Source organism: Terrihabitans rhizophilus (genome assembly GCF_033898525.1).
In the GTDB taxonomy this organism is placed as follows: Bacteria; Pseudomonadota; Alphaproteobacteria; order Rhizobiales; family Methylopilaceae; genus Flaviflagellibacter; species Flaviflagellibacter rhizophilus.
In genome coordinates this window covers 156756-181655 of the sequence record NZ_JAXAFJ010000004.1, presented here as the reverse complement: position 1 = coordinate 181655, position 24900 = coordinate 156756, and the positions used below count along the sequence as shown (strand labels likewise).

Here is a 24900-nt window from a genome sequence, read left to right as displayed (position 1 = left end):
ATCTCCAAACGAGACGAGATGGTGGGCCGGATCGCTCCGGCCCGCCCGGCGGAATGTGGATCAGTTCGTCGCCTGGATGCGGGCGACGAGGTCCTTCAGCTTGGCGTCCTTCGCGTACTTCGCGTAGAGCGGCTGCACGGCGTCGATGAAGGGCTGTTTATCGACGGTGTTCACCTGCGCGCCTGCCGCGCGCACCTTGGCCTCGGAAGCCTTCTCGCGGGCGTCCCACAGCTCGCGCATCTTGGCGACGGACTCCTTGGCGGCGGCGCGGACGATGCCCTGCTGCTCCGGCGTCAGGCGGTCGAATTTGAGCTTCGACATCACGAACACTTCCGGCGACATCGAGTGCTCCGTCAGCGAATAGAACTTCGCGACCTCGGCGTGGCGGAAGGAATCGTAGCTCGGCCAGTTGTTTTCGGCGCCGTCGACGACGCCGGTCTGGATTCCGCCATACACCTCGCCCGCCGGCATCGGCGTGGCATTGGCACCCAGCGCGTTGACCATGGCGATGAACAGGTCCGCCTGCTGGACGCGGATCTTCATGCCCTTCATGTCGGCGGGGGAGTTGATCGGCTTCTTGCTGTTGTAGAAGGAGCGCGCGCCGGAATCATAGAAGGCGAGGCCAACGAGGCCGTGCGGCTCGAACGCCCTGAGGATCTCGTCGCCGATCGGGCCGTCCATGACATGGCGCATGTGCGCGATGGACTTGAAGACGAACGGCAGGCCGGGGACGGTGGTCTCGGGAATGAGGTTGTTGAACGCGCCCATGTTGACGCGGTTCAGATCGATGACGCCGAAGCGGGTCTGCTCGATGGTGTCCTTTTCCTGCCCCAGCTGAGCGGAGCTGAACACCTGCGCCTTGAGCGCGCCCTTGGTGCGTTCCTCGACAAGCTGGCCGAAATACTTGACGGCCTCGACCGTCGGGTAGCCATCCGGATGGATGTCGGCGGAGCGAAGGGTGACTTGGGCGTGACCCGCTGTGGTGGCGGCGGCAAGCGCGAATGCCGCGCCGATGAGGGTGCGTCTGCTGATCATGGTATGTGCTCCTCCGGGCGTGGCGTTCGTTGACGCCATTCTTCAAGTTCGAGGGCCGTATGACCGACCCCTCTTGAATGTGGTATGGTAGTAGGAAAGAGTATGCAAGACAATCGGGAGGGCCAGCTTTTGGAGGAAAGATTCGAAGCCGCGCCCTATTTCTCAGCGGCCCAGCGCATCGAGGCTGAGCTTCTGCAGGCCATCATGACGCTTGAGCTGCGCCCCGGCACCCGGCTGTCGGAACAGGACATCGCGCAGAAGTCCGGAGTGTCGCGCCAGCCCGTCCGCGAGGCCTTCATCTCGCTGGCGCAGCGCCAACTCGTCGAGATCCTGCCGCAGCGCGGCACCGTGGTGGCCAAGATCACCGTGCGGAAGATGATCGAGGCGCGCTTCGTGCGCGAGGCTGTCGAGACCGCCGTCGCACGGCGGGCCTGCACCTCCTTCGACACGCAGACACGCGTGCGCATCGACGACATCATCGACATGCAGGAGAAGGTCGCGACGCGCGGAGAGCATGGCGCCTTCAAGCGCTATGACGAGATGTTCCATCAGGCGCTGGCCGAGGGCGCGGGCTGCCCTCTCGCGTGGACGATGGCGCGGGACATGAAGGCGCACATGGACCGCGTGTGCCAGCTGACCCTGCCCGGTCCGGACGCCATGCTGCCGCTGATCGAGCAGCACCGCGCCATCATGAGCGCCATCGACCGCCGCGACGAGGACGATGCTGCCGCCGCTATGCGCGCGCACCTCATGGAAATCCTGCGCGCGCTGCCGCAGCTGGAGACCGACTACCCCGATCTGTTTGACTAGGGCAGCACGGGCATCGATCAGGGGCGCAGCGCCTTCGCCGCACGCGCCAGATCGGTGATGCGGGCGAGATCGCGCGCCTTGACCGCATCCGCCGGCACGATCCACGAACCGCCCACCGCACCGACGTTCGGCAAGGCCAGGTAGGCCGGGGCCTTGGCGGCATCGACGCCGCCCGTGGGGCAGAACATCACGTCCTGCAGCACCGGCGCCCACGCCTTCAGCACCGCCGCGCCGCCGGCCTGCTCGGCCGGGAAGAACTTCAGCACGCGGCGGCCATGCTCGCGCAGGCGCATGACCTCCGACGCGGTGACGGCGGCGTGCAGCCAGGGCAGCGGGAAATCGGCGCCCTCGCGCAGCAGCGTCTCGGTGCTGCCGGGCGACACGAGGAAGCGTGCCCCGGCCTCCTGTGCCGCACGGGCCTGCTCGATCGCCAGCACGGTGCCGGCGCCTACCCAGGCATCGGGGAATTCAGAGGCCAGGGCTGCGATGACCTCCAGCGCGCGCGGCGTGCGCAACGTCACCTCCAGCACGTCGAGCCCACCGTCGATCAGCGCGCCGCTGATGGCGATGGCCTCCTCCGGCGTTTCGAACGTCAGCACCGGGATGACCGGTGCGCGGGCGAGGAGGTCGCGCAGGGACTGGTTGTGGTCGATCATGACGGGGTTCCGGAAGAGGGCGGGGCGAGGACGGCATCCACCTCGGCGCGCGTGGGCATGGGGGCGACGGCGCCGTGGCCGCGCGTCTGAAGGGCGGCGGCGACATTGGCATGGCGCGCGGCGGTGAAGGGATCGCCGGAGCGGAGGTATTCGGCGAGGAACGCGCCGCCAAAGGTGTCGCCCGCGCCCGAGGCGTCGACGGCCTCGACGCGGATGCCGGGCACGATGCGGCGTTCCTCGCGGGTTGCGACGAGGCAGCCTTCGCTGCCGAGCGTCAGCGCCACGATGCGGGGGCCAAGCTTGAGATAGAAGTCCACGATCTCGTCGGGGGTATCGAGGCCGGTGAGCTGGCGCGCGTCATCGAGGCCGGGGCGGGCGATGTCGGCGTTGGTAATGGCTGCGTGGATCACGGTCCGGGCGCGCTCCAGCGGCCAGAGGCGAAGGCGAAGGTTGGTGTCGTAGGAGACCAGCGCCCCGGCGGCCTTGGCCTGCTGGATGGCGGAGGACACGGCATCTGCCGCATCGGCGCTGATGGCCTGGCTGATGCCGGAGACGTGGAGGACGCGGGTGCTCTCCAGCAAATCGCGCGGCAGTTCGTCTGGGGTCATCAGGCTCGCGGCAGAGCCGGCGCGGGCATAGGTGAACTCGTGGCCCTCAGGGCCGTAGGTGATGAAGTAGACCCCGGTGCGGCCGTTCTCGCGGGTGATGACGCTGGAGCGGTCGATGCCCTCGCGATCCCAAAGGTCGAGGAACTCGCGCCCGAAGGTGTCGTCGCCGAGCGCGGTGAAGGCCGCGACCCGCCCGCCCTGACGCGCAGCGGCCACCGCGACGTTCATCACATCGCCTCCGAAGCCCGGCAGCATCAGCCGCTCGCCCGCGCGCTTCACCTCGGCGAACTCCATCAGGGGCTCGCCGATGCACAGGATGTCGAGGCGCTTCATGCGCCGGTCCCGGAGGCGACCGCCTCGACCGTGGCGGCAGACCCGCGCGCGAACAGGGAGGCCAGGGCTTCCTCGACCGGACGGGTGAAGCGCGGCTCGTTCGGCAGGTCCTCGCCGAAGATCTCGCGGACGCCGAGCAGCGCGGGGGCGAGGCGCGCGGCGTCCGGGCCGGCGGCGTCCGCAATCGCGCGAAGCCGCTCACCGAGCGGGTCGCGCACGTCGATCCCGGCGCCGTTCTCGTCCACGCCGGTGACGTAGCGCATCCAGGCCGCGACACCGAGCGCGATGCGGGCAATGGAGCCGCCCGCCGCCAGCCGCTCCCGCGCCGTGCCGAGCAGGCGCTGGGGCAGCTTCTGCGAACCGTCCATGGCGATCTGCCACGTGCGGTGGCGCAGAGCGGTGTTCTCGAACCGGGCGATCAGCGAGGCCTTGTAGCCCGCGAGATCGGCGCCCGGCGGAACCTGCAGGGTGGGCGTGACCTCCTCGTCCATGAGGCCGCGCACCAGCCGCGCAAAGGCCGGATCGGCCATGGTGTCGGCAATGGTCTCATGACCGGCGAGATAGCCGAGATAGGCCAGGGTTGAATGCGAACCGTTGAGGAGGCGCAGCTTCATGGCCTCGTAGGGCTCGACCTCGGTGACGAGTTCGGCGCCGGCCAGTTCGAAACGCGGGCGGCCGGTCGGGAAGCTGTCCTCGATGACCCACTGGCTGAACGGCTCTGTCGATACCGGCCAGGCGTCGTCCACGCCGAGGCGTTCGGTGATGAAGTCGCGATCTGCGGCCGTGGTGGCGGGCACGATGCGGTCCACCATGGTGGCGGGGAACGCGACGTCGGCCGCGATGTGGGCCGCGAGATCGGCATCCAGCAGTTCGGCGAGGCGCACGACGACGCGGCGCACGGTGCGGCCATTGCTCGGAAGGTTGTCGCAGCACAGCACGGTAAACGGCACGGTGCCGTTGGCGCGGCGGCGGCGCAGCGCCTCCACCAGCAGTCCGGGCGCGCTGCGAGGCGTCAGCGGCACCTCGAGATCGTGGACGATGTCGGGATGGTTCTCGCGCAGCGTGCCCGTCGCGGGATCGTGGCAATAGCCCTTCTCCGTCACCGTGAGCGAGACGATGCGGACGGCGGGATCGACCATGGCGCGCAGCACCGCCTCGGGATCCTCTGGCGCCACCAGCACGCCCTGCACCGAGCCGATGACGCGCGGCTGCACGCCCTCGCCCCCGCGCACCAGCACGGTGTAGAGCCCGTCCTGCGGCTCCAGCGCGTCGCGCGTGTCCGGCGAGCGCAGGCTGACGCCGAGGATCGCCCAGTCGCGTTCGCCGGCCGCCATGCGGTCATCGACATAGACGGCCTGGTGGGCGCGGTGGAAGGCGCCGATGCCCAGATGGACGATGCCGATCTTCTGGGCGGCGATGTCGTAGCCCGGCTGCTGCACATCCGGCGGCAGGTTCGGGAGGGTCTGGCGGGAGAGGTGGGCGGTCATAGGCGATAGGCCTTCTTGGCGAGGCGGTAGGCGAGGTCGTGAGCCGTCTCGTGGGCTTCGTCCTCGCCGAGGCGGTGGGTGGCGACCAGTTCGGCGAGGAAGCCGCAATCGACGCGGCGGGACACGTCGTGACGGGCCGGGATGGAGGGGAAGGCGCGGGTGTCGTCGTTGAAGCCGACGGTGTTGTAGAAGCCCGCCGTCTCCGTCGTCAGGTCGCGGAAGCGGCGCATGCCGCCGGGGGCGTCGAAGAACCACCAGGCGGGGCCAAGCCGCAGTGCGGGGTAATGCCCCGCCAGCGGGGCCAGTTCTCGCGAGTAGGCGGTCTCGTCGAGCGTGAAGAGGATGATCGTGAGGTCGCGCTCGTTGCCGAAGCGGTCGAGCAGCGGCTTCAGTGCCCGCACGTAATCGGTGCGCGAGGGGATGTCGGCACCCTTGTCGAGGCCGAAGCGCTCGAAGACGCCGGGATTGTGGTTGCGCACCGCGCCGGGGTGGATCTGCATCACCAGTCCGTCCTCCAGGCTCATGGCCGCCATCTCGGTCAGCATCTGGCCGCGGAACAGCTCCGCATCCCCGGGCGCGGCATTGCCGCTGCTGACGCGGCGGAACAGCGCCTCGGCCTCGGCTGGGTCGAGGTCGGCTGTCGTCGCGCTGGGGTGGCCATGGTCGGTCGAGGTTGCGCCGAAGCTCTTGACGTAGGCGCGGCGGATGCGGTGTGCGGCGAGATAGCCGGTCCAGCTCAAGGCATCCTCGCCGGTGAGATCGCCGAACTGCTCGAGGTTGGCGCGGAAGCCCGGGTAGTCGGGATCGACCACCGGATCGGGGCGGTAGGCGGTGACGACGCGGCCGCTCCAGCCGGATTCGCGGATCATGCGGTGCCAGCGCAGGTCGTCGAGCGGGCTCTCGGTGGTGGCGATCGCCTCGATGTTGAAACGCTCGAACAGCGCGCGCGGCCGGAACTCGGGGCGCGGCAGGGCCTCCGCGATGGTGTCGTAGTAGAGGTCGGCGGTCTTGGCGGAGAGCGGCGCGCCGAGGCCGAACAAGGTTTCGAAGGCGTGCTCCAGCCACAGCCGGGTCGGGGTGCCGCGGAACAGGTGCCAGTTTTCGGCGAAGCGGCGCCAGATCGCGCGCGGGTCGGTCTCGACGCGGATGCCGCTGCCCGGGCGGGCGGGAACGCCGAGGTCTTCCAGCGCCACGCCCTGACTGTAGAGCATGCGGAAGATGTAGTGGTCGGGAACCACGAACAGCGCGGCGGGATCGGCGAAGGGCTCGTTCTCCGCGTACCAGCGCGGGTCGGTGTGGCCGTGCGGCGACACGATCGGCAGGCCGGCGACGCCGTCGTAGAGCCGGCGGGCTATAGCCCGTGTCGTCGGATCGGATGGGAACAGGCGGTCCGGGTGCAGCACGCGGCGCTCTCTCAGGTGCGGTTCGGAAGGGAGTCGAAGTAATCGGGGTGGAGCTCGAGAAGCTCGTCGATGCCGGGCAGCACGCCGGCGAGATGGGCGTGCATGGCGTGCTCGGCGGCGTCGGGGTCGTTACGCTCCAGCGCATCCACGATGGCGGCGTGCTCGGCGATGACATCCTCGCGCCGGCTCGACAGCGGCAGATGGAGGACGCGGCAACGGTCGATCTGCACCTTCTCCTGCCGCACCACACGCCACAGGCTGGGATGGCCCGAAAGGTCCGCGATCCTCTGGTGAAAGCCCTCGTCCTCGGCGTGGAAAACCGCGAAGTCGGCGGCGAGATTGCTGGCTCGCTGGCGTGCCAAAGAGATGCGCAATCCGGCGATGTCCGCCGGCGTCGCTCGCGAGCTGGCCCTGCGCACCGAGGCGCGTTCGAGGGCCTGCCGGATCACCATGCCGTCTTGCACGCTGTCCAGCCGTATTCGTGAAACGAAGGTGCCGCGCTGGGGGAAGATGTCCACCAGCCGCTCGTCCGCCAGCCGCAGGAGCGCCTCGCGGACAGGCGTGCGGCTCACGCCGTAGCGCTCGCACAGCTCTTTCTCGGATACGGGAGCGCCCGGCAGAAGTTCAACGTTGGTGATCGCCTTTCGCAGGACCTCGTGGACCCGCGCCGAGATTGGCACCGCGCGGAGATCCACACGCTCCAAGCCATCGAACTGCACGGCCAAGCCATCACTCCATCTATATCTTCAGTTACTCATATATTAGTATATCGAGAGGGCAAGCGCCCTCAGCGCTCTGGAGAACGATCTCGGCGTGCGGAGTGCGAGAGTCGCGCCTCTTCCCGTTCAGTGGCGCGCTGGAAAACTTCGAACAGGCTAAGGACCGGTCCGGCGCCTGAAGGGTGCAGATCGACCCGGCTCGCAGGACGAACAACTGAAGGACATGGGATGAGACATACGTGGCGATGGTTCGGGCCGGTCGACAAGGTAATGGTCCGGGACGCAGCGCAGGCCGGCGCGGAGGGCATTGTCAGCGCGCTGCACCACATCCCGACCGGCGCCGTGTGGCCGACCGGTGAAATCCTCCGGCGCCATGATGAGATCAGGACCGGCGGTCTGGTGTGGGACGTGGTGGAAAGCGTGCCCGTCTCGGAAGAGATCAAGACCCAGAGCGGGGATTGGCGCACGCATATTGCCAACTGGCAGGAGACGCTACGGCGCCTCTCGGCCAGCGGCATTCGCACGGTGTGCTACAATTTCATGCCCGTGCTGGACTGGACGCGCACGGACCTGCGCTGGGAAACCCGCCACGGTGCGCGCGCGATGCGCTTCGACCTCACCGACTTCATCGCCTTCGACATCCACATTCTGGCGCGACCAGATGCCGTCCGGGATTACCCGGAACGGCTGGTGGAGGCTGCGGCCCGGCGCTTTGCGGAGATGCCGGATGGGCGGATTTCCGCGCTCGGCCGCAACATCGGCGCCGGTCTGCCCGGCTCGGCGGACGGCTACACGCTGCAGCAATTGCTGGACAAGCTGCGCTCCTATCAGGGCGTCGACCGCGGCAGGCTGCAGGCTCACCTCATCGACTTCCTCAGCGAGGTCGTCCCCGTTGCCGAAGAGGTCGGCATCAATATCTGCGCGCATCCAGACGATCCGCCGTGGCCGCTGCTCGGCCTGCCGCGCATCCTTTCCACGGAAGCCGACTATTCCTATATGCTGGAGGCCGTCGACCGCCCCGCAAACGGCGTCACCTTGTGCACGGGGTCACTTGGCGCACGCGCGGACAACGATCTGCCTGCGATTGCAGCCCGCTTCGCATCACGGATCCACTTCGTGCACCTGCGCAACGTCACCCGTGACGAAGAGGGCGTGCCATGCTCCTTCTTCGAGGACGAGCATCTGGAGGGCGGCACCGACATGGTGGCCGTCATCGCGGCTCTCCTGGCGGAGGAAAAGCGGCGCCGGTCGGAGGGCAGGGAGGATCACCGCATCCCCATGCGGCCGGATCACGGTCAGGAAATACTCGACGACATGACGCGCGGTGCCCAGCCCGGCTATCCCGCCATTGGCCGGCTGAAGGGGCTTGCGGAACTCAGGGGCATCGAGCGCGCCCTCGCACATGCGGAGTTCGGACTGAGGTGACCTTGATGCGGACCCGGAGAGAACACCCCATGAAGGCCGTGGTCTGCGACACGCCCGGTCGCCTGCTCCCTCAGCCGGAATGCGCAGCCTTAGGACCTCGCGCGGCCGCCACGATGACTGGCATCAGGTCGTTCTTTGATTGGCCACAACCGGATGCCGGCGTGATCGACGCGATCCTGGAGGTCTGACATGACGGTGAAGAAGACGCTGCGCCTCAACCCGCAGGATAATGTGGTGGTGGCGATCGCGGACCTGCCTGCCGGCACAGCTGTGGAGTCCGGCGTGGTCGCGCTGGCGCGGGTGCCCCGCAGCCACAAGGTTGCCAGTCGCGCCATTTTCCGGGGTGAACCGATACTCAAGTTCGGCCAGACCATCGGCTTTGCCGCGGAGGACATTCGCCCCGGTGAATGGGTGCATGAGAAGAACGTGACGATGGGAGACGACTTCCAGCGCGACTATGCCTTTGCGGCCGAAGCCGGACCGGTGGAGGAGTTGCGGCAGGGCGAGGTGCCCGCCTTCTTCAAGGGGTTCCGGCGGGCCGATGGCCGCACCGGCACCCGGAACTATATTGGCATTCTGTCCTCGGTGAATTGCTCCGCAACGGTCGTCGACTACATCGCCGACGAGATCACGCGCTCGGGTATCCTCTCCGATTATCCCGGCATCGACGGCATCGTGCCGCTGCCCCACAGCCAGGGCTGCGGCATGGCCGGGCGGGGCGAGGCCTTCGACGTGCTGTCGCGCACGCAATGGGGCTATGCCAGCCATCCCAATTTCGCAGCCACACTTCTGGTTGGTCTCGGCTGCGAGGTGTTCCAGATCCCGCGCATGAAGGACACCTACAAGATCGCCGAGGGCGATCATTTCCAGTCGCTGACGATCCAGGAGATCGGCGGAACGCGGAAAGCCGTCGAGGCGGGTGTGGCGCGCATCAGGGGGATGCTCCCCTTCGCCGCGCGGTCGATCCGTGAACCCCTGCCAGCCCGCGAGTTGACCCTTGCCCTGCAATGCGGCGGGTCAGACGGCTATTCCGGCCTCACCGCCAATCCGGCTCTCGGCATCGCGGCCGACATGCTGGTGCGGCAGGGCGGCACCGCAATCCTGTCGGAAACGCCGGAAATCTACGGCGCCGAACACCTGCTGACCCGCCGCGCCGAGAGCGCGGAAGTGGGCCAGAAGATCGTCGATCTTATCCACTGGTGGGAAGAATACACGCAGCGCAACGGCGGGGAGATGAACAACAATCCGTCGCCCGGCAACAAAGCTGGCGGGCTGACGACCATTCTGGAGAAGTCGCTCGGCGCCGTCGCCAAGGGCGGCAATTCCACGTTGCGCGGCGTATACCGCTATGCCGAGCGCATCGACCGCAAGGGCTTCGTCTACATGGACACGCCGGGGTATGACCCGGTGGCGGCCACCGGGCAGGTTGCCGGCGGCGCCAACATCCTGTGTTTCACAACCGGCCGCGGCTCCGCCTATGGAGGCAAGCCGGTGCCGACGATCAAGCTCGCCACCAACAGCGAACTCTATGCCCGCATGACCGACGACATGGATCTCAATTGCGGGGACATCATCGAAGGCGTCAGCCTTGAGGATAAGGGCCGTGAGATCTTCGAGGCCGTGCTGGCGGTGGCATCCGGCGAGCGGACGAAATCGGAACTGCTGGGCTATGGCCGCAACGAATTCGTGCCCTGGCAAATCGGCGCGGTGATGTAGGCCGCGCACGCGTCGGCAGGGGTCAGACAGCATCGCTTCTGGAATGTCTCCCCGTGGAGGGCCGACCTCGCTTGCAGCTTGCATGCAAGTGTGCAAGCTTGGCTGCGCCGGTCACGAAAGCCGCTCATGCAGATCACGCACGTTGATGTTCAGGCCTACAGTCTCCCGCCGGCTTCGCCGTGGGAAGACGCGACGAACCGCGTCGGAAGGCTCGAATTCCTCGTGGTCGAACTGCAGACACGAAGCGGCCTGCGGGGCATGGGGCTGAGCTACACCGTCGACATCGGCGGCACGGCCATGCTGAGCCTCGCGCGGGATTATCTCGCCAATCTTGTGCTCGGCATGGATGCCCGCGACTACGAGCGGATCTGGGAGCGGCTCAACCGCCAGTCGCGCCGCCTTGGCCTTGGGCTCAATTCCATGGCCATCGCGGCGTTCGACATCGCGGTGTGGGACCTCATCGGCAAGAGCACCGGCCAGCCGCTCCATAAGCTGCTCGGCGGCGCCCGCGACAGCATCCCGGCCTACATCAGCGAGATCAATCTGAGCGCCGAGGACCGGGTCGAGGATCTCGTCGCGCGCATCGCGGATTATCGGGATCGCGGTTACGGCGCGGTCAAGATCAAGGTCGGCAAAGAGGATTTCGCCGAGGATCTGGAGCGAGTGGCGCGGGTGCGGGAGGCGCTCGGCCCCTCGGGCCGGCTGTTCGTCGACCTCAACCAGAAATGGAGCGCGTCGGAGGCGATCGTGAAAGCCCCGCAGCTCGACGCGTTCAACCTTGGCTGGATCGAGGAGCCTTTGCTCTACAACGACGTGCCCGGGCACGCCGCCCTGCGCCGCGCCATCCGCACGCCCATCGCTTTGGGAGAGAGCCTCTACAGCCGCCATCAGGTGCTGGAGTATCTGCGCGCGGATGCCGTCGACATCGTTCAGGCGGACGTCGCCTTCGTCGGCGGCATCACCGAATGGCTCAAGATCGCCCATCTGGCGCAGGCGTTCGGCCGCCCTGTCGCGCCGCACTTCATGATGGAGTTGTCGCTGCATCTCCTGTGCGGCGTTCCCAATGCCTTCATGCTGGAAAACGTCATCGGCGGCAGCCTGACCGAACTCGGCCTCCTGGAAGAGCCTATCGCCGTCGTGAACGGCATCGGCGTGCCGCCCGACCGCCCGGGCCACGGGATCGTGCTGAACAAGGCCGCCCTGAAGCCGCACGAGCTGACAGGCGAACGCGCCCGCGCGGCCTTCATGGGAGGCAGCAAATGAATTCCGTCGCAAGCCAGATGCCTAAGCGGCGTCCCGGCGGCAAGGTGACACCGCTGCTGGTGCCGCGCACGACGCTCGACACCCTCGTCTATGACGAGCTGCGCAAGCGCATCGTGACGCTTGTCTACCGGCCGGGCAGCCTGATCTCGGAAGTCGCCGTTGCCGAGGAGCTGGGCGTCAGCCGCACGCCTGTGCACCAGGCCTTTCTGCAATTGTCGCACGAGGATCTGCTCCAGATCCTGCCGCAGCGCGGCGCCCTCGTGGCGGAGCTGTCGATCGCAAAGGTGAAACAGGCGCAGTTCGTGCGGGAAAGCCTGGAGATCAGCGCGTTCGGCGAAGTGGCGAAAGCCTGGAACGCCGCGGATCCCGTCTACCAGGAAGCGGAACGCAAGATCCTCGACATCCTGCGCCAGCAGGAAGGAACCGTCGTCAGCAGGGATTATCTCGCGTTCACCCAGCTCGACGTCGCCTTTCACAACGTCATTCTCGATCTGGCGGGAAACGCCATCCTCCTGTCGTTCATCCACGACGTGCGCGCCCATCTCAACCGGGTGCGCTACCTCGAACTGCAGGAAGCCCATCACGAACAGGAAGCGATCGACGGTCACTGGAAGATCCTCGACGCGATCCGCAAGAACGATGTGGAGCGCACCACAGAGGAGCTGCGTCTGCACTTGAAGATGCTCGAAGAATTCCGCGAGGAAATCTTCGCCCGACATAGGGAGATCTTCGTCTAGCGAGCCGAAACACCGCCAAAGGCGGCAACGGAACAAGAGAAGCGCCGCGCAGAGCGCAGGAATCGGTTGGGAGGCCGCTCAATGAGTTTGTCTTTGGCGATCACGGCAGTGGAAGAGGCGGCGCCTGGCGCGCCCTTCGTGCTGCGCGGGCCCTTCGCCCAGTCCATTCCCCACGCGGCCGAGCTCGGCTTCGACGCTATCGAACTCCACATCGCGGACCCCGCCGAAGTCGACGCGGAGGCTATCCTCGAGGGCTGCCGTGACGCCGGCATCCGCGTGTCCTCGATAGGGACGGGCCTTGCCTTCCTGCGCGACGGCGTGACCCTCGTTCATCCCGAGGAGCCCAAGCGTGCGACGGCGCTCCATCGGCTCGAGCACTTCATCGATCTCGCTGCGCGGCTGGACTGCGTGGTCATCATCGGTCTGATCAAGGGGCAGGTGCGCGATGTCGGGGAGCGCACCCTCTACCTCCAGCGTCTTACGGAGGCGTTGCGCCACCTCATCGCCCGCGCCGAGAGGGCCGGGGTCACGCTCGTGCTGGAGGCGGTCAATCGCTACGAGAGCGACATCTTCAACACCCTCGCGGAAACCACAACGTTCATCGAGGGCTTCGGCTCCGATCGGCTGAAGCTCCACATCGACACCTTTCACATGAATGTCGAGGAGGACCGGATCGCGGCGAACATCGCTGCGGCAGGGTCGCGCATCGGCCACGTCCATGTCGCCGACAGCAACCGGCGAGCACCCGGCACCGCGCACTACGATTTTGGAGGAACCATCTCCGCTCTGAAAGACGCCGGCTACACCGGTGTCCTCTCGGTCGAGTGCCTGGGATTGCCCGACCCCGACACTGCGGCGCGCCAGGCGCAGCGCTTCCTGAAAGGCTGCCTGTGACGGACGCACGCCAGCAGCCCCCGGCCTTCGCCCTGCAGGCACAGCTCGCCGGTCGCGTTGCGGTGGTGACGGGCGGCAGCGGCGTCCTGTGCGGCGCCATGGCCGTGGAACTCGCACGCCACGGGGTCAAGGTGGCGGTGGTCGGACGCTCGCTGGAGAAGAGCGACGATGTGGTGCGTGCCATCGCGTCCAGCGGCGGCACGGCGCGCGCGTTTTCCTGCGACGTTCTCGATCCGGCGGCGCTCGCCCGGTTGCACATCGAGGTGGGAGACGCGTTCGGCCCGGCGGACATTCTGATCAACGGCGCGGGCGGCGGGCATCCCAAGGGCAACACGGGTACGGAGGTGCTGAAGGCGTCCGACCTCGACGACGAGACGGTGCAGACCTTCTTCGACATCACTTCGGAAGGGTTCGGCCATGTGCTCGATCTCAACCTGCTGGGGACATGGCTGCCGACGCAGGTCTTTGCGCGCGGCATGATCGACCGTCCCGGTGCAAGCGTCATCAACATCTCGTCGATGGCGGCGCAGGTGCCCATCACCAAGGTGCCGGCCTACTCCGCCGGAAAGGCAGGCGTCGACAGCATCACGAAGTGGCTCGCGGTGCATCTCGCGGATGTCGGCATCCGGGTCAACGCCATCGCGCCGGGCTTCTTCCTCACCGAGCAGAACCGGGCGCTGCTGACCCAGCCTGATGGCTCCTTCACGCCGCGCGCAGAGAAAGTCCTGAGCCGCACGCCGATGCGCCGGCTTGGCACCCCGGAGGACCTGCTGGGAACGCTGCTGTGGCTGGTGGATGAGCAGCGCTCCGGCTTCGTCACCGGGATCACGGTGCCGGTGGATGGCGGCTTCATGGCCTATGCGGGTGTCTGATGCGAAACGGAGAACAGGGCATGACTGAGCGGTTGCAGGGAAAGCGGGCCCTCGTGACTGGGGCGGGGCAGGGGATCGGCCGGGCCATCGCGCTCGCCTTTGCGGCCGAGGGAGCCGAGGTCATCGCCGCCAGCCGGACGGGCGCGAAGATGGCAGACCTGCCGGCGATTTCACCGCGCATCTCCCCGACGGAACTCGACGTGACGGACCGGCAGCAGGTGATGGACGTGGTGTCCGCCGGCGGCGAGATCGACATCCTCGTGAACTGCGCGGCCTGGGTGCACAACGGCACCATACTCGACTGCACGCCGCAGGACTGGCAGCGCAGCTTCGACCAGAACGTCACGGCCTGTTACCACCTGCTGCAGGCGGTGCTTCCCGGAATGATCGCGCGCCGGCGGGGCTCGATCGTCAACATCGCCTCGGTTGCCTCCTCGATCTCGGGTGTCGCAAACCGCGCGGCCTACGGCACCAGCAAGGCCGCGTTGATTGGCCTCACCAAGGCCGTGGCCCGGGACTTCATCGGGGAAGGCATCCGGTGCAACGCCCTGTGTCCGGGCACCACGCAATCGCCCTCGCTGGACGAGCGGATTTCCGCAACCGCAGACCCGGAGGCGACGCGCCAGGCCTTCATCGCGCGTCAGGCCATGGGGCGCCTCGGCACGCCGGACGAGATGGCGAAGGCCGCGGTTTACCTCGCCAGCGATGAATCGAGCTTCATGACGGGCACGATCCTCGTCATCGACGGAGGGCAGACCCTGTGAGCGAAGGCACGCCATCTCCGGCCCCTCAGATCGTCTCCCTGGACAGGCTGGACCGGTTCTGCCGGGACGTTCTCGCGGCGGTGGGCGCCGACGCGCCTACATGCGATGCCGTCACGCGGGCGATGATGCATGGTACGCGGCTGGGCGTCGACAGCCACGGCGTGCGCCTGCTCGCGCATTACGTCTCGGTGCTCGAGGGCGGGCGGGTCAACAAGACACCCCGCTTGAGCTTCTCCTCCAAATTCGGGGCGATCGCCGCTCTCGACCTCGATCACGGACATGGCGCGCTCGGCGCCTATGTCGGGATGGGCCGCGCTATCGAGCTTGCGGAGACGCTGGGGATCGGCGCGGTTGCGATCCGCAACAGCTCCCATTTCGGTGCCGCCGGAGCCTTCGCCTACGAGGCGGCGCAGCGCGGCTTTATCGGCCTCTCCCTCTGTCATTCCGACAGTTTCATGCGGCTCCACGACGGTGCGCAGCGTTTCCATGGCACCAACCCCATCGCCTGCGCGGTGCCTGTCGAGGGGAGCCGTCCCTGGCTTCTCGACATGGCGACAAGCGCGATCACGTACAACCGCGTCCAGCTCTACAAGAGCCTGAAGCACCCGGTGCCGGAAGGCATGGCCTCCGATCAGGAAGGCCGTGACACGTTCGACGCCGAAGATGTCGACATGCTCGCGCCGCTCGGCAACGAGGTGGGCTTCAAGGGCGCGGGTCTTGCGGGTCTCGTCTCCATCCTGTGCGCGGTGCTGCCGGGAATGGCTCTCGACTTCGACATCCTGCCGATGAACGGCGAGGACAAGTCCACACCCCGCCGCATGGGCGCCTTCGTGATGGCGATCCGGCCGGACGCCATCGTCGAGAGGCACGAATTCTCAGGTCTCATGACGCGCTATGTCGAGACCCTGAGAGCCTCGCCGGCCCGTCCGGGCGCCCGTGTGCTGGCCCCCGGAGACCGGGAGTGGGAGGTGGCGGACGTTCGCGATCGCGAGGGCGCACCCATCGACCCCGCCACCGAAGCAGCGTTCCGCGAATTCTCCGGCACCTACGGAGTTGCCCTGCCCTTCGAGGAGAACAGCCGGACGCTTTGATCTTCGAGGTCTTTGTTCAACACGCAAACAGAAGATTTGCTGAAAGGGAGAGAACACCATGACCAAGTTCAACAGCTGGATTGCCGCCCTGTGCGGAGCGACGGCACTCTGCGCCCTCGCTGCGGCCCCGAGCCTCGCGCAGGAGAAGTTCACGCTGCGCTTCAACCACGTCCACAGCCCGACGGAGCCGAACGCCATCGGCTTTACCAAATGGGCAAAGGCCGTGGAGGCGCGCACCAAGGGCGGCCTGAAGATGGAGGTGTTCCACAGCGCGCAGCTCGGCGTCGAAGAAGACATCATCGAGCAGATCCGGCAGGGCGCGGCGATCGGCCAGAACACGGACGCGGCGCGGCTCGGCAACTACGTGCCCCAGCTGGCGGTGGTGAACGGCCCCTACTTCGTCGAGAGCAAGGAAGAGGCCTTCAAGCTCGGCGATCTGGAGACCATCAAGAAGTGGGAAGATGAGCTCGCCACCAAGCAGGGCATCAAGGTGGTGTGCTCGGACTGGGTGCAGGGCAAGCGCAACTTCTACACCAACAAGCCGGTCCGCAAGCCGGAAGACCTGTCATCGCTGCGCATCCGCACGCCGCCGGCGCCCATCTGGCAGGAGTCCATCCGCGCGCTCGGCGCCTCTCCTACGGCGATGAGCTTCGGCGAGATCTATCCCGGCCTGCAGCAGCAGGCGATCGACGGGGCGGAACTCGTCTATCCCAACATCACGGCCGGCAACCTCAACGAGGTTCTGAAATACGCCAACGAGACCGGTCACATCACGCTGATCAACTTCGAGGTCGTCAGTTCCGCCTGGTTCAACAAGCTGCCCGCCGAGTACCAGACGGCGCTTGTCGAGGAGTGCAGGACCGCCGGGCGCGAAGCGTCCGCCGCCATGGAGGAAGCTGGCAAGACCGACCGCGAGAAGCTGAAGTCGCGCGGCATGACGATTGTCAGCGACGTGGATCTCGCCGCCTTCAAGGCCGCAGGTGAGAAGGCCTACGAGAAGCTGAACCTCAAGGCTGCTCGCGATCAGGTCTACAAGGAACTGGGCCGCTAACCTCTGCGGAGGGAGGAAACCTATGAAAACGTTCTATCGATACATGATCGGGGCTGAGGCTGTGCTTGCCGGCACGTTCCTCCTGATCATGGTTGCCGTGATCTTCGGCGGCGGCGTTGCGCGGATGATGCACTATCCGCTCAACTGGACCGGCGAGGTCGCCACAGGCTGCTTCGCTTGGGCGTGCTTCCTGTGCGCAGATATCGCGTGGCGGAACAACACGCTGATGTCGCTCGACCTGATCGTCGATCTGTTTCCTCCCTCCGTCCGGCGCGCAATCGTCTACTTCAACCTCTTCGTCATCGCGTGCTTCCTCTGCTACGCGATCTACGCAGGTGGCTGGCTGGCCTGGATCAGCCGCTCCCGCAGCTTCCAGGGCATCACCGGCGTCAGCTATTCCTGGGTCACGGCAAGCCTGCCCGTTGGCGCCGCGCTGATGCTGATCACCACTGTCCTGAAGATCCGGACGGCAATGCAGGATCATCGTGTAGTGCACACGGCTGAAGAAGGAGTGCCGTCGGCATGGTAATCGTCGCCATCGTCTTCTTCGTCTTCATGGCCCTGGGCATGCCCGTGGCATTCGCGATCGGCATCGCAGGCCTTACCTTCTTCCTGCAGAACCCGGATCTTCCTTTCACGATCCCGTTCCAGATCACCGTCTCGCAGACGCAGAACTTTGCGTTGCTTGCCGTTCCGCTGTTCATCATGGCCGGCAACTTCATGAATCGCTCCGGCATCACGGAGCGGTTGCTGGATCTCGCATCGGTCATCACCGGCCGCATGAAAGGCGGGCTGGCGCAGGTCTCGGTCCTGCTTTCAGGGCTGATGGGCGGTGTGTCCGGGTCGGCCATCGCAGACGCCGCCATGCAGTCCCGCGTGCTGGGCGACGAGATGGTCCGACGGGGCATGTCGCCCGGCTTTACAGCCGGCGTCATCTCCTTCGGGTCGATCCTCACCCCCATTGTCCCGCCCGGCATTGGCATGATCCTGTTCGGCACCATCGGCCAGGTGTCTATCGGCCGCCTTTTTGCGGCCGGCTTCTTTCCGGCAATCCTGCTGTGGGTCGGCCTCAGCTTCGCCATCTGGCTGACGGCGAAGAAGCGGGGTTACCCGCCCCAGCGGACAACCCGGCCGACGCTGGCCGAGTACGGCACCGCCTTCCGTGGCGGCATCTGGGCCTTGCTCTTCCCCGTATTCCTGCTGGCCGGGCTGCGCATGGGCATCTTCACGCCGTCGGAGATCGGCGCCTTCGCCGTGGTCTACGCGCTGTTCATCGGGTTCCTGATCTACCGTAAGATGAACGGCCGGGGTTTCCTGCATGCTCTGGAGGTCAGCCTCGGGGACGTGGGTTCGGTGATGTTCCTCATCACGCTGTCCGCGATCTTCAGTTACGGCATCGTTTTCGAGCGCATTCCGGAAGTCATCTCGGGCAGCATCACAGGCGTCACGAGCAATGTGTCGGCGGTGATGGTCATCATCGTGCTGCTGGTCATCGTCGCCGGGTGCTTCATCGATGCCACTGTGCTGATCATCATGATGACGCCGATCTTTCTGCCGCTGGTCCGCAGCCTGGGTGGTGATCCCGTTCACTTCGGCATCGTCTTCATCGTTGCAGCGACGATCGGCAACTTCACGCCGCCCGTGGGAGCCGCGATGTACACCGTGTGCTCCATCCTCAAGGTGCCGATCGGCACCTACACCCGGGAATCGATCCCGCTGATGATCGCGATCGGGGTTGTCGCCCTGTTCCTGATCTTCGTGCCGGGAGCCGTGCTCTTCCTGCCGAACCTGCTGTTCAATTGAGGGCTGGAAGCGGGGGGCACGTCCCCCCGCGACCTCCCGCGGAGACACCGTGACCCAGCGTGCCATTCACTCCTACACCTGGATTCCGCGCTGGAGCACGGAGGGCGGAAAGCTCGCCGCCGAACGCGCCGCAGCGCATGAATACGACCTTCTCGCCATCCCGCTGCGCGACCACGAGGTCATCGAGCCGGAAGCCATCGCTGCCCTGTGCCGGGCCAACGGCATCAAGCCGGTGACGACGTCGCCGCTGCAGGCCGGCAACGACATCTCCAGCACCGATCCGGACATTCGGAAGCGGGGCGTCGAACGTCACATTGCGGCTCTCTCGTTGGCGCGCGACATGGGCGCGACGAGGATGGGAGGCATCCTCTACAGCGCGTTCGGCAAGGCCTCGCGCGCGGCCACCGAAGAGAACGTCATGGCGGCGGCCGAGGGACTTCATCAGGTCGCCGAGGCTGCGCGAGAGAAGGGGATCACTCTCACGCTAGAGGTCGTCAATCGTTACGAGAGCAACCTCATCAACACCGCAGCCGACGCCGTGCGCCTCATCGGCCTCATCGGGGCGGACAACGTAAAGGTGCACCTCGACACCTTCCACATGAACATCGAGGAAGACAGCCTGCTCGGCGCGCTGGAAACGGCCTTGCCCCATCTGGCGTATTTTGAGCTCGATCAGAACCATCGCGGGCGCCTCGGCCAGGGATCGATCGACTTCGCGCCGCTCCTGCAGCGGCTCAAGGCTGTCGGCTATGAAGGCGTCGTCGGCGTGGAGGCATTCTCATCCACCGTCTCGCACCCCGACATCGCTGCAGGTGTCGGGGCCTGGCGCCCGCTCTTTGCCCATGGGGACGAGGTTGCGGAGGACGGGCGCCGTCTGTTGGTGGCGAACGGCTTTTGATCTGAAGCGTTCCATGGCGGCAGGCGCCGCCGGTAGGTTGAGTTCGCTTCGGCAACAGCGGACCGCCGACGCGGTGCGAGATGCCTGCGGAAGCGACTACAGTCGCTGCTCACCCGCGCGCTCGATATCACGGTCGCTGCAACGATCAATGCTGCAAGAGCGGGGAAGGTCTGCTCAAGCCCCTGAATAGAGGTCGTTTTCAGGACATCCCGCGGCGCATTGCTGACAAGCGGACAGAACCAGCAGTGGATCAGTAAGGCGGGTGCAACGACGCCGGAAGCTGCTGCTCGAAGAATTTCGAGAACAAAGCAACACGCGGCGGAAGGGCTTGATAGGGCGGATAGTAGAGCGTCAGCCACAGGTCCGGCGGCGCCCAGTTCCTGAGGACGTGCACCAGTTTGCCCGCCTGCAGATGCTTCGAGATATCGAAGCCCGGCAGCAGCGTTACGCCCAAGCCCTCCGCGGCCATGTCGGCCAGAACCTCGCCGCTGTTGGCGCTGAAGGCGCGGCCGGCGGAGATGTTCACCGTGGAGCCGCCATCCGAGAGAACCCAGTTCTCCCGCCGGCTGTCGCCGTTATAGGCAAGGCAGTCGTCCGGGGAGAGCTCGCCCGGATGCTTCATATCCACGAAGCGGCTGTTCGGAGCTGCGACAAGGATGCGAGGAATGACGCAGATCTTGCGCCAGATGGTGAATTTGTCGGAGGGCTGCGATGAGATCCGGATGGCGAGGTCGTACTCGTCGTCCAGGATGTTGACGAGACCGTCCGACAGGGAGATCTCGAAGCACATCTTGGGGTGGAGCTCCTTGAATCCCGCCAGGATCGGCGGAAGGATCGTCTTGCCCAGCCAGGTCGGCGCACTGATGCGGAGCCGGCCCTGATCCGCCTTGTTCGCATTCACGACATCGCGCCGTGCAGCCTCAAGGGCCTCGATGGACGGCTTGATCTGCGCCGCGAACACCGCGCCATCGGCGGTCAGTGACACCTGCCGGGTCGTTCTTACGAAGAGCTGCACGCCGAGGTCCGCTTCCAGGGCCGCAATGGCGCGTGTGACGGCAGCCGGCGTCATGTCCAGCTCGCGCGCAACTTGGGCGAAGCTCTTCTTCTCCGCCGCCATCAGGAATGTCTTGAGCGCCTTGAAGTCGTTCATGGCGGCGTTTCATCCAGCGCAATTCAGTCGCAAGGATTATTGCAATTCTCGCGTCCCGGCAACGCGGTTAGGTTTTGTCTCAAGGAAGACATCACGAAAGCGCGGCGGGAACAATCATGATCAAGGATATCAGAGGTATCCACCACATCACGTCTATGGCGTCTGATGCGGGAAAGAACAATCGGTTCTTCACCGACACGCTTGGACTTCGGCGTATCAAGAAGACCGTGAACTTCGATGAGCCAAGCATCTACCACCTCTACTACGGAGACGGTATCGGCTCCGCCGGAACGGTCATGACCTACTTCCCCTTCGAGCAGATGATGCGGGGGCGGCCCGGAACCGGCGAGGTCGGTGAAACCCAGTTCTCCGTGCCCAGGGGTTCGCTGTCCTTCTGGCAGGACCGGCTCAAGGCCAGCGGCGTGGCCGCCATGACGGCGAGCCAGGTTTTCGGCGCGGATCGCCTTCGTTTCAGCGGTCCCGACGGTGACAGCCTCGCGCTGGTCGAGGTGCCCGATGACGGAAGGACGGCATGGACCGGCGGCGGGGTGCCTGAAGAGGTGGCGATCCGGGGTTTCACGGCCGCTCGCCTGACCCTGCATGACATCGCGGCTACGGAGGAACTTCTCCGCTTCATGGGCTATGAGCGCGAGGCCACGGAGGGCAGCACCACCCGCTTCGTGATCCCCTCCGGCAACGGCGCGGACCACATCGATCTTGAAGCCCTGCCGCAGACGCCGGGCGCACGTCAGGGAGCCGGCTCGGTCCATCACATAGCCTTCGCCGTGGATGATCGCGCAACCCAGCTCGCGGTTCGCAAGGCGCTCATGGACACTGGCTATCAGGTCACGCCGGTCATCGACCGCGATTACTTCTGGGCCATCTACTTCCGCACGCCGGGCGGGGTTTTGTTCGAGATCGCGACCAACGAACCCGGCTTCGCCCGTGACGAGGACCGCGCTCATCTCGGCGAGGCGTTGAAGCTGCCCGCCCGCTACGAGCCGCTGCGAGATCGCATCGAGGCGGGGCTCACGCCGCTGGCCGCCTGACCTATTGGGCCGGCTGCCGAGCAGCCATCGCCCGCATGACCTTTCCGCCGGAGCCGCCTGCGAGGCACCGGACCAAGCCATCCCACCCATTCCACAAGAAGGAATTCGATCATGTCCAGCAAGCTTCAGGTCCTTACCCCCGACAACAGCCAGCTGATCTTCATCGACCAGCAGCCGCAGATGGCCTTCGGCGTCCAGTCCATCGACCGGCAGACGTTGAAGAACAACGTGGTGGGGCTGGCCAAGGCTGCCCGGATCTTCAACGTTCCGACCACGCTCACGACCGTGGAGACCGACAGTTTCTCCGGCAATACGTTCCCGGAGCTGCTCGCGGTCTTCCCCGAAAACGACATCCTCGAGCGCACCTCCATGAATTCATGGGACGACCAGAACGTGCGAGACGCTCTTGCGAAGAATGCGGCGAACGGGCGGAAGAAGGTTGTCGTCGCCGGTCTCTGGACGGAAGTCTGCAACACCACCTTCGCGCTGTCCTGCATGCAGGACACAGACTACGAGATCTACATGGTCGCGGATGCTTCGGGCGGCACCTCGCTGGACGCCCATAAGTTTGCGATGGACCGCATGGTGCAGGCCGGCGTCGTTCCGGTGACCTGGCAGCAGGTCCTGCTCGAATGGCAGCGCGACTGGGCCCGCAAGGGCACCTATGACGCCGTTACATCCCTCGTGAAGGAGCATTCCGGCGCCTACGGCATGGGCATCGATTATGCCGTGACGCATGTGCATGGAGGCGCGGAGCGCGTCGGCCACGGCAAGCGCATCGGTCCAAATCCCGCCAACTGACGCGTGCGGCTCCGGCAGGTCCACCTGCCGGAGCGATCGCTTTTCCGAAAGCCAGGTGTTCGCATGAAAACCTATCTTCTCTCGCTGGGCGCCGGGTTGCTGGTCGGCGTCATTTACAGCCTGCTGGACGTGCGCTCGCCGGCGCCGCCCGTGGTTGCCCTCATCGGGTTGCTGGGGATCCTGGTGGGCGAGCAACTGGTGCCGCTGGCGAAAGGTGCCTGGGCGCAGGAGCCCGCCGCACGGTCCTGGCTGCATCAGGTGAAGCCGCACATGTTCGGCCATCTTCCGAAGGGTGCCGGCCAGCCGGGCATCCCGTCCGCCAGCGCCGAAGCGAACTCACGGAAGGACAGCTGATGACGACGCGCAGAACCTTTCTGGGGGCCGCAGCGGGCCTTGCCCTTCCGCACCTGCTTTCTTCGGCACGCGCCGATCAGACCAAGACCGGAGACACGTCCATGCACGCAGATACCATTCTCCACGGAGGCATGATCACTACGCTGGATCAGGGGAACCCGAACGCCACCGCGATCGCCATCAAGGACGGCGTGTTCCTCGACGTGGGCAGCGACAGTGAGATCATGGCGCTGGCAGGCCCGGAGACGAGGATCGTGAACCTCGGTGGCAAGCGCGTGCTGCCCGGTCTCATCGACAACCACACCCACGTCGTCCGGGGCGGTCTGAACTACAACATGGAACTGCGCTGGGACGGCATCCGCAGCCTGGCCGACGCCATGGACATGCTGAAGCGGCAGGTGGCCGTAACGCCCGCGCCGCAATGGGTGCGGGTGGTGGGTGGCTTCACGGAGCACCAGTTCGAGGAGAAGCGCCTGCCGACGATCGAGGAGATCAACGCAATCGCTCCCGACACTCCCGTGTTCCTGCTGCACCTCTACGACCGCGCCCTCCTGAACGGGGCGGCGCTCCGGGCCGTCGGCTACACCCGCGACACGCCGAACTCGCCGGGAGGCGAGATCACGCGCGATGCCAGCGGCAACCCCACTGGCCTTCTGCTGGCAAAGCCCAATGCCGGCATCCTCTATTCCACGCTGGCGAAAGGCCCGAAGCTTCCGTTCGAGTACCAGGTCAATTCCACGCGCCATTTCATGCGGGAGCTGAACAGGCTCGGCGTCACTGGCGTGATCGACGCAGGCGGCGGCTTCCAGAACTATCCGGACGATTACGCGGTGATCCAGAGGCTGTCCGACGAGGATCAGCTGACCGTTCGCCTCGCCTACAATCTCTTCACGCAGAAGCCCAAGGAAGAGAAGCAGGACTTCCTGAACTGGACCAAGTCCGTCAAGTACAAGCAGGGCAACGACTACTTCCGGCACAATGGTGCCGGCGAGATGCTGGTGTTCTCTGCCGCGGATTTCGAGGACTTCCGTGAGCCGCGCCCGGAGCTTGCGCCCGAAATGGAGGGAGAGCTCGAAGAGGTGGTGCGGGTGCTGGCGGAGAACCGCTGGCCATGGCGCATGCATGCCACCTACGACGAGACGATCTCACGTTCGCTGGATGTCTTCGAGAAGGTCAACAAGGACATCCCGCTGGAAGGCCTGAACTGGTTCTTCGACCACGCCGAGACCATCTCCGATCGCTCGATCGACCGCATAGCGGCACTTGGCGGCGGCATCGCGACCCAGCACCGGATGGCCTATCAGGGCGAATACTTCGTGGAGCGCTATGGTCACGGGGTCGCCGAAGCCACGCCGCCCATCCGGCGCATGCTGGACAAGGGCGTGCATGTCTCTGCCGGCACGGACGCCACCCGCGTCGCCTCCTACAACCCTTGGGTTTCGCTGTCCTGGATGATCACCGGCAAGACGGTGGGCGGCATGCAGCTCTACTCACGTGGCAACTGCCTCGACCGCGAGACGGCGCTGAGGATGTGGACCGAGAAGGTCACCTGGTTCTCGAACGAAGAGGGCAAGAAGGGCCGCATCGTGAAGGGGCAGTTCGCCGATCTCGTTGTGCCCGACAAGGACTTCTTTGCCTGCGCCGAATACGAGATCTCGTTCCTTGTCTCGGAACTGACCATGGTGGGCGGCAAGATCGTCTACGGCAGCGGCGATTTCGCGGCTCTCGACGAGAACCCCGTTCCCCCGGCGATGCCGGACTGGTCCCCGGTGCGCAGCTTCGGCGGTTTCGCGGGTTGGGGTGAGCCCGAAGGCGCGGGCAAGCATTCGCTGCGGCGCACCGCCATGTCGACGTGCGGGTGCGCGGGCAATTGCGGGGTGCATGGTCACGATCATGCCGGTGCCTGGACCTCCAAGCTTCCGATTGCAGACCTGAAGGGCTTCTTCGGAGCCCTTGGCTGCTCCTGCTGGGCCGTGTGAGA

At 65.9% G+C, this 24900-nt stretch carries 24 protein-coding genes; 17 read left to right on the top strand and 7 right to left on the bottom strand.

Going from position 1 to position 24900, the window contains the following annotated elements; translation table 11 throughout:
• Window positions 1–60: 60 nt before the first annotated feature.
• On the bottom strand, window positions 61–1035 hold the full coding sequence (locus SCD90_RS08980; RefSeq protein ID WP_319844319.1) for a TRAP transporter substrate-binding protein: 975 nt from the start codon (window positions 1033–1035) through the stop codon (window positions 61–63).
• A gap of 102 nt (window positions 1036–1137) precedes the next feature.
• Here SCD90_RS08980 and SCD90_RS08975 point away from each other — a divergent pair, with 102 nt between their 5' ends.
• The gene (locus tag SCD90_RS08975) at window positions 1138–1845 is read left to right on the top strand and encodes a GntR family transcriptional regulator (protein ID WP_319844318.1); all 708 of its coding nucleotides are present in this window, start codon (window positions 1138–1140) and stop codon (window positions 1843–1845) included.
• Window positions 1846–1862: 17 nt separating this feature from the next.
• Here the strand turns inward: SCD90_RS08975 and eda are convergent, their stop codons facing one another.
• From eda to SCD90_RS08950, 5 genes are read right to left on the bottom strand one after another with little or no spacing between them, the layout of a single operon-like run.
• Entirely contained in the window at window positions 1863–2501 is a 639-nt protein-coding gene (eda, locus tag SCD90_RS08970; RefSeq protein ID WP_319844317.1) for a bifunctional 4-hydroxy-2-oxoglutarate aldolase/2-dehydro-3-deoxy-phosphogluconate aldolase, read from the bottom strand.
• The gene (locus SCD90_RS08965) at window positions 2498–3442 is read right to left on the bottom strand and encodes a sugar kinase (RefSeq protein WP_319844316.1); all 945 of its coding nucleotides are present in this window, start codon (window positions 3440–3442) and stop codon (window positions 2498–2500) included. Before SCD90_RS08965 ends, eda begins: the two co-directional genes overlap by 4 nt.
• A complete protein-coding gene (locus SCD90_RS08960) occupies window positions 3439–4929 on the bottom strand; it encodes a mannitol dehydrogenase family protein (RefSeq protein WP_319844315.1) in 1491 nt (496 codons plus the stop codon). Before SCD90_RS08960 ends, SCD90_RS08965 begins: the two co-directional genes overlap by 4 nt.
• Window positions 4926–6332 carry a glucuronate isomerase gene (gene uxaC / locus SCD90_RS08955; RefSeq protein WP_319844314.1) on the bottom strand — a complete coding sequence of 469 codons (1407 nt, stop codon included), beginning with the start codon at window positions 6330–6332 and terminating at the stop codon, window positions 4926–4928. The genes SCD90_RS08960 and uxaC overlap by 4 nt, the downstream gene beginning before the upstream one ends.
• Before the next feature lie 11 nt (window positions 6333–6343).
• Entirely contained in the window at window positions 6344–7051 is a 708-nt protein-coding gene (locus SCD90_RS08950) for a GntR family transcriptional regulator (RefSeq protein WP_319844405.1), read from the bottom strand.
• 228 nt (window positions 7052–7279) lie between these two features.
• On the opposite strand from SCD90_RS08950, the gene uxuA reads away from it, so the two are divergent.
• The 12 genes from uxuA (at window position 7280) to SCD90_RS08890 (ending at window position 19565) form a co-directional block, all read left to right on the top strand.
• Window positions 7280–8476 (top strand): mannonate dehydratase, encoded by a 1197-nt coding sequence (gene uxuA / locus SCD90_RS08945; RefSeq protein ID WP_319844313.1) that lies wholly within the window; start codon window positions 7280–7282, stop codon window positions 8474–8476.
• A gap of 189 nt (window positions 8477–8665) precedes the next feature.
• A complete protein-coding gene (locus tag SCD90_RS08940; RefSeq protein WP_319844312.1) occupies window positions 8666–10192 on the top strand; it encodes a UxaA family hydrolase in 1527 nt (508 codons plus the stop codon).
• 126 nt (window positions 10193–10318) lie between these two features.
• Window positions 10319–11455: a mandelate racemase/muconate lactonizing enzyme family protein gene (locus tag SCD90_RS08935; protein WP_319844311.1), complete on the top strand. Its 1137-nt coding sequence runs from the start codon at window positions 10319–10321 to the stop codon at window positions 11453–11455.
• Window positions 11452–12192 (top strand): GntR family transcriptional regulator, encoded by a 741-nt coding sequence (locus SCD90_RS08930; protein WP_319844310.1) that lies wholly within the window; start codon window positions 11452–11454, stop codon window positions 12190–12192. Before SCD90_RS08935 ends, SCD90_RS08930 begins: the two co-directional genes overlap by 4 nt.
• An 81-nt stretch (window positions 12193–12273) precedes the next feature.
• Window positions 12274–13086 (top strand): sugar phosphate isomerase/epimerase family protein, encoded by an 813-nt coding sequence (locus SCD90_RS08925; protein ID WP_319844309.1) that lies wholly within the window; start codon window positions 12274–12276, stop codon window positions 13084–13086.
• Window positions 13083–13958, top strand: coding sequence for an SDR family oxidoreductase (locus SCD90_RS08920; RefSeq protein WP_319844308.1), 876 nt, complete (start codon window positions 13083–13085; stop codon window positions 13956–13958). The genes SCD90_RS08925 and SCD90_RS08920 overlap by 4 nt, the downstream gene beginning before the upstream one ends.
• A 20-nt stretch (window positions 13959–13978) precedes the next feature.
• Window positions 13979–14722 (top strand): SDR family oxidoreductase, encoded by a 744-nt coding sequence (locus SCD90_RS08915; protein ID WP_319844307.1) that lies wholly within the window; start codon window positions 13979–13981, stop codon window positions 14720–14722.
• Window positions 14719–15813: an Ldh family oxidoreductase gene (locus SCD90_RS08910; protein ID WP_319844306.1), complete on the top strand. Its 1095-nt coding sequence runs from the start codon at window positions 14719–14721 to the stop codon at window positions 15811–15813. The genes SCD90_RS08915 and SCD90_RS08910 overlap by 4 nt, the downstream gene beginning before the upstream one ends.
• 58 nt (window positions 15814–15871) lie before the next feature.
• Window positions 15872–16864, top strand: coding sequence for a C4-dicarboxylate TRAP transporter substrate-binding protein (locus tag SCD90_RS08905; protein WP_319844305.1), 993 nt, complete (start codon window positions 15872–15874; stop codon window positions 16862–16864).
• Window positions 16865–16886: 22 nt separating this feature from the next.
• The gene (locus tag SCD90_RS08900) at window positions 16887–17393 is read left to right on the top strand and encodes a TRAP transporter small permease (RefSeq protein ID WP_319844304.1); all 507 of its coding nucleotides are present in this window, start codon (window positions 16887–16889) and stop codon (window positions 17391–17393) included.
• A complete protein-coding gene (locus tag SCD90_RS08895) occupies window positions 17387–18667 on the top strand; it encodes a TRAP transporter large permease (protein ID WP_319844303.1) in 1281 nt (426 codons plus the stop codon). Before SCD90_RS08900 ends, SCD90_RS08895 begins: the two co-directional genes overlap by 7 nt.
• Before the next feature lie 49 nt (window positions 18668–18716).
• A complete protein-coding gene (locus SCD90_RS08890) occupies window positions 18717–19565 on the top strand; it encodes a sugar phosphate isomerase/epimerase family protein (protein ID WP_319844302.1) in 849 nt (282 codons plus the stop codon).
• 250 nt (window positions 19566–19815) lie between these two features.
• Here SCD90_RS08890 and SCD90_RS08885 read toward each other — a convergent pair whose 3' ends face one another.
• Window positions 19816–20715 carry a LysR family transcriptional regulator gene (locus tag SCD90_RS08885; protein ID WP_319844301.1) on the bottom strand — a complete coding sequence of 300 codons (900 nt, stop codon included), beginning with the start codon at window positions 20713–20715 and terminating at the stop codon, window positions 19816–19818.
• Window positions 20716–20831: 116 nt separating this feature from the next.
• On the opposite strand from SCD90_RS08885, the gene SCD90_RS08880 reads away from it, so the two are divergent.
• The 4 genes from SCD90_RS08880 to SCD90_RS08865 all read left to right on the top strand — a co-directional run bounded on the left by SCD90_RS08880 (window position 20832) and on the right by SCD90_RS08865 (window position 24898).
• A complete protein-coding gene (locus SCD90_RS08880) occupies window positions 20832–21764 on the top strand; it encodes a ring-cleaving dioxygenase (protein WP_319844300.1) in 933 nt (310 codons plus the stop codon).
• Window positions 21765–21875: 111 nt separating this feature from the next.
• Complete coding sequence (locus SCD90_RS08875; RefSeq protein WP_319844299.1) at window positions 21876–22565, top strand: hydrolase; 690 nt, start codon at window positions 21876–21878, stop codon at window positions 22563–22565.
• A 63-nt stretch (window positions 22566–22628) separates the two neighbouring features.
• Window positions 22629–22919 (top strand): XapX domain-containing protein, encoded by a 291-nt coding sequence (locus SCD90_RS08870; RefSeq protein WP_319844298.1) that lies wholly within the window; start codon window positions 22629–22631, stop codon window positions 22917–22919.
• Entirely contained in the window at window positions 22919–24898 is a 1980-nt protein-coding gene (locus tag SCD90_RS08865; protein WP_319844297.1) for an amidohydrolase, read from the top strand. Before SCD90_RS08870 ends, SCD90_RS08865 begins: the two co-directional genes overlap by 1 nt.
• Window positions 24899–24900: the final 2 nt, after the last annotated feature.